Here is a 13,905-nt window from a genome sequence, read left to right on the forward strand (position 1 = left end):
AAGTGTGGAGTCATGCAGTACGGCTGTGGCGGGTACACACCATGAACACTTGCTAAAAAGTTTGACATAGATAATAATACAGTTTGTCCCATGACAAAAGATGGCGCGGTGGCAGAGTGATGATGCGGTGGATTGCAAATCCATGTAGGTTGGTTTAATTCCAGCCCGCGCCTCCATCCTTTTATCGGGGTTCTGAATGTCAACGTTCGTGTACAACGACACGATAAATTCAGGCAGAATGGACATTTGGCCGCTGGGCGGCCTACCGTCTTAGTAGAGCAACAACACTGAATGACGTATTTCTTGTGGTCCCTGCCCACGTTGACTTTATTGGCCGCCATACTTAGCGGTCGAGTCAACACCACGATTGCCGCCACCCTCGGATTAGCTTGTGCTGTACCTGTTGCGTTGTGGACCGGCCCTAGCCTGTTGTTCGACAGCCATCAGCTCTATGTGGCATTGCTGCGCGGCTTATGGATAGGCACGGTGATCGCGCCGTATATCTTAGGTGGACTGATGTTCTGGCAAGTGGCTGCACGCGCACCTGCAAAACTATCCCCCCAATCTTCTGTAGAGCAATTGCTAGGTAGCAACAGCGATAGCACGGTAGCAAAGCGCCGCTTTGTGTTTTTTGCTTGTTTCTTGGTGGGGCCTTTTGCCGAGTCAGCTACCGGTTTCGGGGTGGGCATGCTGGGCACCGTGATGTTAATTCGCCATTTGGGTTTTGCTCCACGCCATCTCATGGTGTTTGCGCTGCTTAGCCAAACGGTGATCCCATGGGGAGCAATGAGCAGCGGCACAATATTAGCGGCGGCGTATGCACGTTTACCGGCAGTGCAACTGGGGTTGTACTCGGTACTGCCTGTGGCGTTATTGATGTTGGTGTGGCTAAGTCTATTTTGGCAAACCGCGCATAAAGCAGGTATCGCTGTCAGCAGAAACGAATGCTTGCGCGAGGTAGCGTGGGTAGCGACCTGCATGCTGTTTTTAGCGGCTACAACAGCTGCATTAGGGCCAGAGACTGCCTTGCTAGCCGCGTATGGGCCACTGATCGTATTGCGCTATGTGCTGGATACCAAGCCTAGTCGTGATCAAGCGGTGGCGGCAGCAACCAAAGTACTACCTTACGCCATATTGATTGGCTGTTTAGCCTTAACACGCTTGATCCCCGAGTTACGCAGCACGCTAGATAGCATAGGGCGAGTTACCCCTTTTGCTGACTTGCCGTCGTGGGTACCGCTATTTCACGCTGGTTCGTGGCTAATCGTGGGGAGTATTGTGACAGCGTGGGTACGTGGGCAGCCGTCGGTGCTAGGAGCCGAGGCCAAAAGTGCCTGGGCTACCGGTAAGCACGCCGTGCTGGCGGTATTTCTGTTTGCGATGATGGCGGAAGTATTAACTGCGTCAGGGATTTCAGGCGCTTTTGCCGTGGCAATCTTTAACGAGCTGGGCGAGAAAACCATTCTGTTAACCCCACCACTATCGGGCGCTTTTGGCATTCTGACCAACAGCGGCAACCCCGGAAACAGTCTCTTTTTACCTTCACAAGTGGCTTTGGCCGTGCAGGCGGGGTTAAGTGTGCCTGCTGTAGCTGCTTTACAGCAGGTGTCGGGCATGTCGCTAGGCTTGTTCTCGCCCGTGCGCATGTCCATTGCCGCTACCTTATCTAACGGGCGAGGGCAGGAAAGACAGGTTTATGCGCAGTTATTACCGTTCGCGCTAGTCGCATTGATGTTGTTGATGGGGGTAGCGGTAGGCGTGATGCTCTATACCTGACTGTCTAGGTTGTAGCGATGCCTGCTGCTGGAGTTTTTGTTGTGCCGTTACAAGGAGAAGACATGGCAACACCTACTACATTTCACCTAGATAAAGCCACACTGGTGTCGCAATCTACCACGCAGATAGAGCAGCAGTTTCAAGACAACAGCTATACGTTACGCCAGAAGTTGGCGCTGACCTGCAGAATCTTGTTTGATAACGGCCATGACTCGGGTTGGTGGCAGGCTCCAGCGTGGAAGAGGCGTGTATGTTGGCCTTGGCGTTTGAGCGTGCTGCGCAGATGCAGCTACTGGCTAGCAGCGCGGGGGATATCAAACCTATAGATCCTGCACTGGGCAAAGAGGCGCATGACTGGGTGCCACGCCCCAAACGCTATAGCATTTCTTTTCAGTATTACGTGCGACGCATGCTTAAAAATGCGATTCATGCAGACTGCATACGCTAAATGATCGTTACAGGCACCGTAAATTCGGTGCTTTATCACGGTAGTGGTGGGTAGGGGAAAGGGTGTAAATAGGGAAGAGGTCGCGTCGCAGAGTAGGCTATGGCAAAATTCTGCATAGTCTGCAACGACGTTCTACATAACGTACACCTACGTTTGGCAGAACTAGCCCTACGAGCACAGCATTTTTGGCCCATTTAGGCCTGATTATTTTCACGGAACACTATGGCTATACACGGCAAAACCGCGGCGGAAATCTTTGATTGTGTGCGTACCTTGGCACAATCACAGCAATTGCGTTCAGGCGATTCACTGCCCCCCGTACGTGATTTGGCCGTGCAGTTGGGCATCAGCAGAAATACTGTGGCGGCGGCGTATAGACGGTTAGTGGTGGCGGGCATTGCGACCACACATGGGCGCCTAGGTACCATCATCCGTAATCAGTATGAGTCCAGTGACCAAGAAGGCGCCCAAGCGGATTCGCCCTTAACCGATTTAGCCAGTGGCAACCCCAATGCCAAATGGTTGCCAGATGTGGCAGCAGCCTTACAACGCAAACCCTATACACCCAGACTGTATGGGGAACCTACAGTAAATGCAGGCTTACAGCACTACATTCAGCGCTGGATGCAGCCAGATTGCCCAAAGAGTTTCGAGATAGACCTAACGCACGGAGCAGTCGATGCCATAGAGCGTTTACTGGGGGCGTATTTGGTTGCGGGTGACAAAGTAGCCGTAGAAAACCCGTGCTTTCTAAGCAGCTTACATAGCTTAGGTGCGTTGGGGCTGCAGGCTACGGGCGTAGCGGTGGATGATGACGGTATGCAGGTCAGCGCCTTAGACGAAGCCCTGCGTAAAGGAGCCAGAGCCGTTTTACTGACCCCGCGTGCGCACAACCCCACGGGTTGCAGCTTAAGTAAAAAACGAGCGCAAGAACTCTCGCGGGTACTCGCACAGTACCCCAATGTGTTGGTGATCGTCGACGATCACTTTGCGCTATTGTCTACGGCGACCTACTACTCCGTAATACCAGAGAGTTCTACGCGCTGGGCGTTGGTACGTTCATTTTCTAAAGCCTTGGGCCCCGACATGCGAGTGGCCGCTGTGGCGAGCGACAAAGCCACCTCTAAAGAGCTACGCTTGCGCTTGGCCTCGGGCACCAGTTGGGTCAGCCATTTACTGCAAGATGTGGTGGAGGCTATCGTCACGGACCCCAGCACCAGCGAAGTGATAGAGCGCGCCAAGCACGATTACCGCCAACGCAGGCAGAGCTTAGAGCATGCCTTGGGCAAGCAGGGTATAGCGTTTCAGAAAGACAGCGACGGGCTGAACTTGTGGCTACCCTTGCAAGGCGATGATCAAGCCGTGGCTTTAGCCTTAGCTCGACGTGGCTGGCTAGTTAGACATGGCAGCAGCTTAGCTGTGGATGACAGCGTGAACGGCTTGCGCATTACTATTGCTGATATCAGCCCCGAGCAATGCGAACAATTGGCGCAGGATATTAGAGGTAGTTTGGGGTAAATAAGAAGTTGTTTACGTGCTAATAAAGCTAAGGGAGGCCAATGCCTCCCTTAGTTTTAGGCGTAGTAGTTAGTTGCCATACACCGGAAACTGACGGCACAGCGTTACGATCTGCTCACGTACTCGCGCTGTTACGTCATCCAAGTTTCCTGCTTCCAACGCATCTAGCACATCACACAACCAGCCCGCTAATTCCTCACATTCCGCTACACCAAAACCGCGTGTGGTGACTGCGGGTGTGCCTATGCGTACGCCCGAAGTCACAAAGGGTGAGCGGGGGTCGTTAGGTACGGAGTTCTTATTCGTGGTGATGTACGCGTTGCTGAGTGCGGCATCGGCATCTTTACCGGTATAAGGTTTGCTGGATAAGTCGATGAGCATCAAGTGGTTGTCGGTACCGCCCGACACGATTTGGTAGCCGCGTTTCATCAGCACAGCCGCCATGGCTCTGGCATTGGTGATGACTTGGCGTTGGTACTCTTTAAAGTCGGGTTGCAGCGCTTCTTTGAAGGCGATGGCTTTGGCGGCGATGGTGTGCATCAACGGGCCACCTTGAATGCCAGGGAAGACGGCGGAATCCAGTTTTTTGTAGAAGTCTTCGCTTTGCCCTTTAGCCAAGATAATGCCGCCGCGTGGCCCGCGCAGGGTTTTATGCGTGGTGCTTGTCACTACGTGCGCGTGGGGGATAGGGTTAGGGTATTCGCCAGCAGCCACTAATCCGGCAACGTGCGCCATGTCTACCCAGAATATGGCGCCTACTTTATCGGCGATTTCACGCATGCGCGCCCAGTCTTTATGACGCGAGTAGGCCGAGAACCCACCAATCAACATACGGGGGCGGGTCTCAAGGGCAATGCGCTCCATGTCGTCGTAGTCAATTAACCCGGTTTTTGGGTCTAGACCGTAAGGGACGATTTTGTAGTGGCGGCCCGAGAAGTTAGAGGGGTTACCGTGTGTGAGGTGGCCGCCTTGGGCTAAGTTCATGCCCATGACGGTGTCACCAGGCTGGGCTAAGGCCAAGAACACGGCAGCGTTGGCTTGTGCGCCAGCGTGGGGCTGTACGTTCACGTAGTCGCAGTCAAACAGTTGTTTTAGGCGCTCAATGGCAAGGCTTTCTGCTACATCCACGTTTTCGCAGCCGCTGTAGTAGCGTCGGCCGGGGTAGCCTTCGGCATATTTATTGGTGAATACCGAGTTTTGAATAGCCATGACCAAGGGGCTGGCATAGTTCTCAGAGGCAATGAGTTCTACGTGATCTTCTTGGCGATGCTCTTCGCGCTCTAAAGCGGCGGCGAGCATGGGGTCGAAGTCGGATAGGGTAAGAGAGGCGTTATACATGGTTCGCATCCTATGGGCGTAAGGGTAGAGGTTTAGTCGTGCGTGCGGACTCGGGTATGTCCAAATCCAAGTGGCGGCGAATGTCGCTGATCACGTCGCTGGCGATTTCCAGCGCGGTGGCGGCTTCGTGGTTGGCTAAGCGTTCAATCAGCCACGATCCAATAATGACGGCATCTGCCATACGGGCGATGGCGCGGGCAGTTTCTGCATCGCGTATGCCAAAGCCTATGCCGATGGGAATGGAAACATGGCGGCGTATACGTGACAGCATATGTTCTACGTGGGCAGGGTCTAGCGTACGTGCGCCAGTTACCCCTTTAATGGATACACCATAGACGTAGCCGCTGGCGCGTTCCGCAATGTCTTGTATGCGTTGCTCGCTAGAGGTAGGGGCTAACAGAAAAATAAGGTCTACACCTTGTGCTTTAAGTTGTGCCGCCAAGGTAGAAGACGCAGCGGGAGGGTAGTCCACGACTAAGACGCCATCTACCCCTGCGGCAGCGGCATCTTCTGCAAAGGCGCCTACGTGGCGTAATTGGTCGTAGCGTTCTATGGGGTTGGCATAACCCATGAGCACCACGGGTGTCTCGGTGTTGATTTGCCTAAAAAGGCGAACCTGCTCTAGTACTTTAGGTAGGCCCATGCCGTGTCGTAAGGCATATTCCCCTGCGGCTTGTATGGTGGGGCCATCGGCAGACGGGTCAGAAAAAGGTACACCTAACTCGATAATGTCTGCTCCCGCTTCTACGAGTACATGCATCAAGGCGGGGGTGATGTCGGCGTGTGGGAAGCCAGCAGTTACGTAGGGAATCAGCGCTTTACGGGATTGGGCACGTAACCGTTCAAAGGTAGCGTCTATTCGGCTCATGATGCCTCCCTGTGTAGAGAACTATTGACGACGGTTTCCATGTCTTTGTCACCGCGACCAGAGAGGTTCACTAAGATGGTGTGTTCGTTAGTTAAGGTAGCAGCCAGTTTGATGGCATAGGCCACAGCATGGCTGGCTTCTAGGGCAGGGATAATGCCTTCTACGCGACACAGTTGGTGAAAGGCGTGTAAGGCTTCGGCGTCGGTGATTCCTACGTATTCGGCTCTGCCTAGCTCATGCAGCCAGGCGTGTTCCGGGCCTACACCGGGGTAGTCTAAGCCGGCGCTAATGCTATGGGTTTGTTGCACTTGGCCTAGGTCATCTTGCAGAATCAGCGAACGACTGCCATGCAGCACGCCAGTGCTACCGCGCTGAATAGAGGACGCATGCAGTCCAGAGTCCAGCCCCATCCCAGCCGCTTCTACGCCTATAAGTCGCACAGACTCATGTTCTAGGTAAGGGTGAAAAATACCCATCGCATTACTGCCACCACCTACGCAGGCTATCACCGCATCAGGCAGTGATTGCGACAGGCCTAAGCGTTGAAATAAGGCGGGTACTTGTAGCAAGCACTCTTTGCCGATGACGGTTTGAAAGTCACGCACCATAGTGGGGTAGGGGTGCATACCGGCTACCGAGCCAATCAGGTAAAAGGTGTCGTCTACATGTGCCACCCAGTCGCGGATGGCGTCATTCATGGCGTCTTTTAAGGTGCAGCTACCGGTAGTCACTGGCGTAACCGTTGCCCCCAAAAGCTGCATACGCTGTACGTTGGGCTGCTGGCGTTGCATGTCGGTGCTACCCATGTAAATCACGCACTCCAAACCATAGCGAGCACAAATGGTGGCAACGGCAACCCCATGCTGACCCGCACCGGTTTCGGCGATGATACGGTGTTTACCCATACGCTTAGCCAACATAGCTTGGCCTATCACGTTATTGATTTTGTGCGCGCCAGTGTGGTTGAGGTCTTCACGCTTTAAGAAAATGCGTGCACCACCCGTTTCCTCGCTTAAGCGTTTGGCGTAATAGACTGGCGATGGCCTACCTACATAGTCTGCGAGCTCCTCGTGAAACTCAGCAATAAAAGCGGGGTCGTTACGGTAATGGGCATAGGCTAAGCGTAGTTCTTCTACTGCCTGCGCTAAGGTTTCACTGACGAAGCAACCGCCAAAAGGGCCGAAAAAGCCGTCTTCGCCAGACTCATAAGAATGAGGCTGTGTGGTCATGGGGTGAATCTCCGGATACGGTGTTCTGTAGGCGCTACAGGTGCATATCTGCCATCGTGGGATAGCGCATAACAGGTGATAGCAGCAGTTCGGCGCACTGGGCTTGTTGGGTGTGACGCAAGGCCAATACCACTTGCTGACAGGCTAAAAAAGCCGCTTTAGGTAGGCTGGTACCGTTTAGCCAATGGCCAGTTAGCGCTGCACAAAATAGATCGCCGGTGCCCTTGGGGGCAGCGTCTAAACGCGGGTGTGTGATGACTTCAGCATCGGTGCGGGTGACCAAAACCACCTTCATCTCGCCGGGTACCCAGGTGTCAGGCGCTGCGCTGGTGACGGCAATCCATTGTGTTTTTGCAGTGAGCAAGCTGCGGGCAGCAGTAATCACATTTTCTACTGTGTCTACAGGCATGCCGCTTAGTTGTGCTAGCTCAAAACCGTTGGGGGTGAGGCCATCAGCCATGGGGAGTAAGTCGCGGCTATAGGTTTGCACCAGTCGGTCGTCCACATAAATGCCGTGGTCGTGATCGCCCAGTACTGGGTCGATGACGATGCGTGGGTTCATGCCTGCTCTAGACAGGTTATGCGCCCACCGCAGTAGAGCAAGAGCGTGAGATGGGCTGCCTAAATAACCTACCAAGAGCGCACGTAAGGATCGCAGCGCACCGCGTGCGGCTAAGTCTTGCAGATAACCCTCGAACCACTCTATGGCGATGTTGCCACCGTGCATAGAGGGGTAGTGCGGCGTATTACTAAATAGCACGGTAGGTACCGCCGCAACTGATAGCCCTAAGGCCTCTAAGGTAGGCACAGCAACGTTGTTGCCTACGCGTCCATACACCACCTGGGATTGTATGGAGACTACATCAATCGCTAGTGGGTTCATGGCAGCTCACTTGAAGCAGCGTTGTCGGGGTCACCGGCACCAGCAGTAGGCCAGTAGTAGCTATCCGGTAAGGGTCTGGCGCCAAAGATGGCTTGTCCTACCCGCACGATGGTGGAGCCTTCTTCAATGGCGATCTCAAAGTCGCCCGACATACCCATGGATAGCTCGTCTAGCGACATACCAGCGGGGGCGCTTTGGCGTAGCTGATCTCGTAGGTTACGCAGCAAAATAAAGCATTGGCGTACACGTTCAGCTTCTGCCGAAAACAAGGCTAAGGTCATGAAGCCCCGTACACGCAAGGCCGAGAAGGCAGGTAGTTGGTTGACAAACGCCTGCACGTCCTTGGGGTCTAGGCCATATTTGCTGACTTCCCCTGAGGTATTAACTTGTACGAACACATCCAAGGACCGACCTTCGGCTTGTAAGCGTCGGTCTAAAGCTTCGGCCACGCGTAAGCTATCTAGGGCTTGGAATTCACTGGCGAATTTGGCGACTAGCTTGGCTTTATTGGTTTGCAAATGCCCAATCACAGACCAGTGCAAATTCGTTAAATCTTGCATGGCTTCCCATTTGCGGTAGGCCTCTTGCACTTTGTTCTCACCCAGAAGCGTACAGCCCGCCGCATGTGCTAAACGTAAGCTGGATTCGGGTTTGGTTTTGCTAACGGGTAGCAGGCGTACACTGGCCGGGTCACGCCCTGAGCGCAGGCAGGCGGCGGTGATACGTGCCTGTACGGCAGCAATATTTTGCTTGAAGTCTTCAACTGATGTGGCCTGAGGATAGAGCCCGTGTTTGTCGTGGCGGGTTTGAGTGCCTATAGCTTCCGACATTACTTACCCCTTTTTGATCAAGAGTGAAACGGCTACCGTGCGCAGACGGTAACGAGTGAGCAAAGCGCAGGCCTAGGTGTGGTTGGCGAGAAACACAACATTGCGACAAAGGCCTAACTGTTTTATACCTCTTAAGTGGCCTAGTATTCATAGCCACTTTTTGTAAGGTGTATAGACCATTGTTTAAGCATGCCCAATTAGAATCCGTTAAAGCATGGATGAACGACCCAGCGCATGACGCGTTGCCACTGCATGTGCGTATACGACTGGCTGTGCGCCAACTGATTTTGGACGGTGCGCTGAACGTAGGTCAGGCGTTGCCAGCGTCAAGAGCGTTGTCTGCGTCGCTAGGAGTATCGCGAGGGACGGTAGAAGAGGCCTATAGCCAATTGCATGTGGAAGGGTTTATTGAGCGCCGTACAGGCAGTGGTACGTTTGTCTCAGAACAAGTACAGCATTTACCCGGTCGAGGGGTAGTGCGTCGGGCTAGTGCGGCCAAGCCTGTGCTGCGTCTAAGCCAACGCGGTACAGCGATGTTTGCCAGCGGTGGTTTGCGCGATTTTGTTGCGCCGCGTGCTTTTGCTCCAGGTGTGCCTGAAACCCGTAATTTCCCTCTGCATACATGGGAACGCTTACAGCGCTTAGAGTTAAAGCAATATGGCACACAAGCCTTGCTGCACAGCGCCCCACAAGGAATAGAAACGCTGCGTAGAGCCATTGCGGATTACGTCAACCTAGAGCGCGGTGCCCATGCTACGCCAGACAGGGTGCTCATCTTGACCAGTTCACAGCAAGCATTAACCTTGTGCGCCACTGTGTTGCTGGACGCAGGCGACCGAATTTTTGTTGAAGACCCTGTGTATCACGGCGCGAGAAAAGCCTTTGATGCAGCGGGCTTAGCCTGTGTGCCCGTGCCTTTAGATGCTGATGGCATAAAGGTAGAGTTATTGCAGGCCGCACAGGCAGAGGCCGGCGCGAAAGCGGTGTTCCTCACGCCGTCGCACCAGTTTCCGACGGGGGCAACACTGGCATTGGACAGGCGCTTAGCCATCATAGAGTGGGCGCAACGGGAGCAAGCATGGATCATTGAAGACGACTATGACAGCGAATTTCACTATGCCAGTAAACCCAAAGCCTGCGTCCAAGGCTTAGACCAGCACGAACGCACCATTTATATAGGCACTTTTAGCAAGTCGTTATTTCCTGGATTACGCATAGGCTATATGATCCTGCCCCCGCAGTTGGTGCAGCCCATGACTGTAGCGCGTACCTTGCTAGACGGGCACAGCGCGCCTATCCCCCAACTAACGCTGGCAAGGTTTATTGAGGGCGGGCATTTTGGGGCTCACATACGTACGATGCGGGCAGTGTATGCCGAACGGCGTGATGTATTAGAGCGCTTAGTACGCACGCATCTGGCAGATTTTTTAGAACCACGTGTGCCAACTGGCGGGATGCAAATGCCGTGCTTGTTAACACAGCCTATACCGGAAGCCGTGGCTGTGGCGACGGCTAAGCGTGCAGGCATAGACCTATTGGGCTTAACGGCTTTGCATGCGTCGGATAAGCATAGATCGGGGTTTTTGATGGGCTTTGCTGCGCATACCCCCGGTGAGATGGAAGTGGGGGTGAAGAAGTTGGCGCATGTGTTGCAGGCGTTGAAGCCGATGTAATGGTGTGAAAAGAGAGAGCCTTACATAGGCGTATGTTGTAGTGCATGAGTATCACGGTCGTATAGAGGTTAAAGCCCGCCTTGTGCGGGCTTTTTTGTGCCTATACGGGGAAGAGGACGACTTGGTCGCAGCAGGACTAATGTGTGGGTATTGTTTTTAATTTCGTATTCGAAATTTTAATTTACTTGATTTTTATTGAGGATTTTTCAGTTGATTGGGTTTTTGGTTTTTCAGTATGTTATTGAAATGTAAATGTATTTTTATTTATTAAGGGTAAATACTAAACATTTTTTTGTATACAACTTCGTATACAATACTAAACTGATGGAAACGAAAATCATAAAAAAAAGAGTTTGTACAGGATGTCTGGGGAATAGATGTCATAAATAGAATCATATAAAGGTAGGTTATGAGTGAGTCCAAACGTAAGCCTTCATCAGTAATCAAACCATCGGGACTGAAGCGACGTGAAAGCAAAGATGAGGCTATCTATGAGCACCTCTATCAGGCCATTGTGGAGCACCACTTAGAGCCTGGTACTAGGCTGCCAGAAGACGTCTTGGCGGAAAGTTACGGGGTTAGTAGAACTAGCATTCGGAAGGTGTTCCAGTCGTTGGCGCATGACAAGTTGGTAGATATCCGTCTGCATCATGGCGCCTCAGTGGCGCAGCCCAGTATCAAAGAGGCGCGTGACCTCTTTGCGGCGCGTCGCATGATTGAAGTGGGTGTATTGCCTTGTGTGGTGAGGAACGCGACAGATGAACGTCTACGCGAGATAGAAGATATTGCCAATCAGGAAAACGAGGCAGTTCAAGCTCAAGACCGGCGCAAATCTATCTTTCTATCGGGGCAATTTCACACGTGTTTAGCAAGGGTGTCGGGCAATGATGTGGTGGCTGACATTCTTGAGGACTTAGTGGCAAGGACTTCGCTAGTCATTGCCACTTTTGGTGGCTCGCAGTCTTGCAGTTGCCCTCCTAGCCAGCATCAGGAAATGTTGAAGCTTTTACGACAGAAAGATGTAGAGGCGGCGCAGCAATGGATGGACGCACATTTGCGTGATATTGAACGCAGTGTGGTTCTAGAACGTAGCGAGACAGGCAGTCTGGACTTAAAAGCTATTCTCAGCCGAGTGGGGCAACGAGAGTCTTAGCACTTATGTGAGGACACAAGCATGCATATCCGTTTGATTAACCCAAATACTACAGCCCCGATGACAGCCAAAATAGGCGAGGCGGGCAAGGAGGTTGCGAGTGCAGGTACGCGTATTTCTGCTACTAACCCGGCGGATGGCCCTGTTTCTATCGAATCGCACTATGACGAGGCTATTGCTGCTGTAGGCGTATTGGAGGAAATACGTAAGGGCGAAAAAGAGGGAGTGGATGCTTACATCCTGGCGTGTTTTGGAGACCCTGGTCTATTGGCTGCACGTGAAATGACGCGAGCCCCGGTGATAGGCATAGCCGAGGCAGCATTCCATGTGGCGACCATGGTGAGCACCCGTTTTTCTATTGTGACTACCTTAAGTCGTACGGGGATTATTGCTGAACATCTTCTAGAACAGTACGGATTTAAAGAGCATTGCCGTCGAGTTCGTGCAGCAGAAATACCCGTCTTGGCGTTAGAGGAAGACGGTGACGCTGCTTTTCAGCTCATCGTGGAGGAGTGTTTGCGCGCCAAAGCAGAAGATGGAATTGGTGCCGTAGTGTTGGGCTGCGGTGGCATGGCTGATCTTAGGCACCGTATTAGTGATGCTGTGCAAATGCCTGTCATTGAAGGCGTAACTGCGGCAGTGAAGTTGGCTGAGGCATTAGTAGGACTTGGGGTACACACCAGCAAGTTTGGTGATTTGAATTTTCCATTGAGTAAAAAATTTACAGGTAAGTATGCATATTTGAGCGATATAGACATGGCGTAAGACCAGTACAAAAGGAGAGAGACATGACTCAATCAATAGAACAAACGGGGCAGACGACCCAACAGCAAGAAGTACAAACTAAAGCCGCAGGAGAAGAGTCACTAGCCCCACAAGGTGTGCGTATCATGGGGAAGTGGTCGTATTTACTGGCGTGGTTCGGAGGGTGTGTCTCCATAGGGACGTTTGCTATGGGGTCCAGTATTGTTGGGACGCTTAATCTTTTACAAGCCACACTGGCTATCGCCATTGGGTGCTTTGTGATTGGGATTGCGCTAACGCTAAATGGGGCTGCTGGTTATAAATACGGCATTCCGTTTGTGGTGCAAGCGCGTGGTGCATTTGGGTTTGCTGGAACTAAGTTTCCGGGCTTGGTCAGAGCGATTCCCGCCATTGTTTGGTATGGCTTTCAAAGTTGGGTAGGTGCAGGGGCACTGAATGCGGTATCGGCCTCGTTATTTGGCTTCGAAAGCATCGTGTTTTGGTTCGTCGTTTTTCAGTTGTTGCAGATTGCGTTGTCTACGTTAGGGTTTCAAGGCATTAAGTGGCTGGAAAACATAGGTAGCGTGTTTATTTTGGTATCGCTGGTGTATATGTTCTTCAGCGTCATCAATAAATATGGTGATGAAATCAATGCGAACTTAGTAGGGATTGAAGGCACATGGGGGTTAGAGTTCTGGGGGGCGACGATGTTGTTCCTAGGGATTTACAGCACCATGATGCTAAACGTCAGCGACTATTCTCGAGAGCTGCAAACAGGCATGAAACGTGGGCCGCTCACTACCTTGTATGCCATGTCCATTTTGCCTTGCACATTGTTCATGGGGTTGATCGGCTTGATGGTGTCAGGTGCAACAGGGCATGCTGATCCTATTGCTGTGTTTTCTAGCGCTGTCGATAATAAGCCGTTGCTGATCGCCACATTGCTGTTTATTACCTTCGCTCAGGTGACAACCAACGTGTTGAATAACGTCGTGCCGCCTACGTATGTGCTAATGGATGTGTTCAAAATTCCGTTTAAGGCAGCCACGATTATTGTGGGTTTTGCTGCTTTTCTGACATTTCCATGGGAGCTGGTAAAAGATGAGTCTGCGGCGGGTTTACAGGTGTTTGTGCAAACCTACTCTGCATTTTTAGGACCGATTTTCGCTGTGATGGTAGTGGACTATTACATCATTCGTAAGCGTCGCCTGAACTTGGAAAAGTATTACGATGAGAATGGTGCCTATAAAGGTGTGAATTACGCAGGCTTTATCGCTTCTGCTGTGGGGGCTGCCATTGCGTTGTATTTCTCTACGGTGTCTTGGTACGCGAGCTTAATTCCAGCAGGGTTAGTGTATTACCTGCTGATGCAAAACTGGGGCCATTGCCAGCGCTTTAAAGACTAATGTAGCTTGCTCTAAAAAAACGCCTTCGGACGTCACGAA

11 protein-coding genes, 1 tRNA gene and 1 pseudogene are annotated in these 13,905 nt (G+C 52.3%); 8 read left to right on the forward strand and 5 right to left on the reverse strand.

Annotated features, from left to right (window positions below; translation table 11 throughout):
- The first annotated feature begins 102 nt into the window (after positions 1–102).
- From GY634_RS15760 to ptsJ, 4 genes and pseudogenes are all read left to right on the forward strand, one after another.
- Positions 103–176, forward strand: a tRNA-Cys gene (locus tag GY634_RS15760).
- 115 nt (positions 177–291) lie between these two features.
- Positions 292–1,776: an L-lactate permease gene (locus tag GY634_RS15765; RefSeq protein ID WP_166409684.1), complete on the forward strand. Its 1,485-nt coding sequence runs from the start codon at positions 292–294 to the stop codon at positions 1,774–1,776.
- A gap of 217 nt (positions 1,777–1,993) precedes the next feature.
- A pseudogene (locus tag GY634_RS17410) lies at positions 1,994–2,224 on the forward strand (aldolase); the annotation flags it as partial.
- Between the two features lie 222 nt (positions 2,225–2,446).
- Positions 2,447–3,742, forward strand: a complete 1,296-nt coding sequence (ptsJ, locus tag GY634_RS15775) for a MocR-like B6 salvage transcription factor PtsJ (protein WP_166409685.1) — start codon at positions 2,447–2,449, stop codon at positions 3,740–3,742.
- A 69-nt stretch (positions 3,743–3,811) separates the two neighbouring features.
- Here the strand turns inward: ptsJ and glyA are convergent, their stop codons facing one another.
- The 5 genes from glyA to GY634_RS15800 are packed head-to-tail and all read right to left on the reverse strand — an operon-like array spanning position 3,812 to position 8,890.
- Positions 3,812–5,080: a serine hydroxymethyltransferase gene (gene glyA / locus GY634_RS15780; protein WP_166409686.1), complete on the reverse strand. Its 1,269-nt coding sequence runs from the start codon at positions 5,078–5,080 to the stop codon at positions 3,812–3,814.
- Positions 5,081–5,090: 10 nt separating this feature from the next.
- Positions 5,091–5,948 (reverse strand): tryptophan synthase subunit alpha, encoded by an 858-nt coding sequence (gene trpA, locus GY634_RS15785; protein WP_166409687.1) that lies wholly within the window; start codon positions 5,946–5,948, stop codon positions 5,091–5,093.
- Positions 5,945–7,177 carry a tryptophan synthase subunit beta gene (gene trpB / locus GY634_RS15790; protein WP_166409688.1) on the reverse strand — a complete coding sequence of 411 codons (1,233 nt, stop codon included), beginning with the start codon at positions 7,175–7,177 and terminating at the stop codon, positions 5,945–5,947. Before trpB ends, trpA begins: the two co-directional genes overlap by 4 nt.
- 34 nt (positions 7,178–7,211) lie before the next feature.
- Positions 7,212–8,060: a pyridoxine/pyridoxal/pyridoxamine kinase gene (pdxK, locus tag GY634_RS15795; RefSeq protein WP_166409689.1), complete on the reverse strand. Its 849-nt coding sequence runs from the start codon at positions 8,058–8,060 to the stop codon at positions 7,212–7,214.
- Positions 8,057–8,890, reverse strand: a complete 834-nt coding sequence (locus GY634_RS15800) for a YggS family pyridoxal phosphate-dependent enzyme (protein WP_166409690.1) — start codon at positions 8,888–8,890, stop codon at positions 8,057–8,059. Before GY634_RS15800 ends, pdxK begins: the two co-directional genes overlap by 4 nt.
- Before the next feature lie 179 nt (positions 8,891–9,069).
- Here GY634_RS15800 and pdxR point away from each other — a divergent pair, with 179 nt between their 5' ends.
- From pdxR to GY634_RS15820, 4 genes are all read left to right on the forward strand, one after another.
- Entirely contained in the window at positions 9,070–10,563 is a 1,494-nt protein-coding gene (gene pdxR / locus GY634_RS15805; protein WP_166409691.1) for a MocR-like pyridoxine biosynthesis transcription factor PdxR, read from the forward strand.
- Between the two features lie 409 nt (positions 10,564–10,972).
- Positions 10,973–11,716 (forward strand): GntR family transcriptional regulator, encoded by a 744-nt coding sequence (locus GY634_RS15810; protein ID WP_166409692.1) that lies wholly within the window; start codon positions 10,973–10,975, stop codon positions 11,714–11,716.
- Between the two features lie 21 nt (positions 11,717–11,737).
- Positions 11,738–12,481, forward strand: coding sequence for an aspartate/glutamate racemase family protein (locus tag GY634_RS15815; protein ID WP_166409693.1), 744 nt, complete (start codon positions 11,738–11,740; stop codon positions 12,479–12,481).
- Between the two features lie 23 nt (positions 12,482–12,504).
- Complete coding sequence (locus tag GY634_RS15820; protein WP_207625629.1) at positions 12,505–13,866, forward strand: NCS1 family transporter; 1,362 nt, start codon at positions 12,505–12,507, stop codon at positions 13,864–13,866.
- The last annotated feature ends 39 nt before the right edge of the window (positions 13,867–13,905 follow it).

The organism is Paenalcaligenes suwonensis (assembly GCF_011290505.1).
Taxonomy (GTDB): domain Bacteria; phylum Pseudomonadota; class Gammaproteobacteria; order Burkholderiales; family Burkholderiaceae_B; genus Paenalcaligenes; species Paenalcaligenes suwonensis.

Coding starts and splice junctions, on each gene's coding strand:
- GY634_RS15765 (WP_166409684.1), top strand. CDS start 292: ATGACGTATTTCTTGTGGTCCCTGCCCACGTTGACTTTATTGGCCGCC.
- GY634_RS15815 (WP_166409693.1), top strand. CDS start 11,738: ATGCATATCCGTTTGATTAACCCAAATACTACAGCCCCGATGACAGCC.
- glyA (WP_166409686.1), bottom strand. CDS start 5,080: ATGTATAACGCCTCTCTTACCCTATCCGACTTCGACCCCATGCTCGCC.
- pdxK (WP_166409689.1), bottom strand. CDS start 8,060: ATGAACCCACTAGCGATTGATGTAGTCTCCATACAATCCCAGGTGGTG.
- GY634_RS15800 (WP_166409690.1), bottom strand. CDS start 8,890: ATGTCGGAAGCTATAGGCACTCAAACCCGCCACGACAAACACGGGCTC.
- GY634_RS15820 (WP_207625629.1), top strand. CDS start 12,505: ATGACTCAATCAATAGAACAAACGGGGCAGACGACCCAACAGCAAGAA.
- trpB (WP_166409688.1), bottom strand. CDS start 7,177: ATGACCACACAGCCTCATTCTTATGAGTCTGGCGAAGACGGCTTTTTC.
- GY634_RS15810 (WP_166409692.1), top strand. CDS start 10,973: ATGAGTGAGTCCAAACGTAAGCCTTCATCAGTAATCAAACCATCGGGA.
- trpA (WP_166409687.1), bottom strand. CDS start 5,948: ATGAGCCGAATAGACGCTACCTTTGAACGGTTACGTGCCCAATCCCGT.
- ptsJ (WP_166409685.1), top strand. CDS start 2,447: ATGGCTATACACGGCAAAACCGCGGCGGAAATCTTTGATTGTGTGCGT.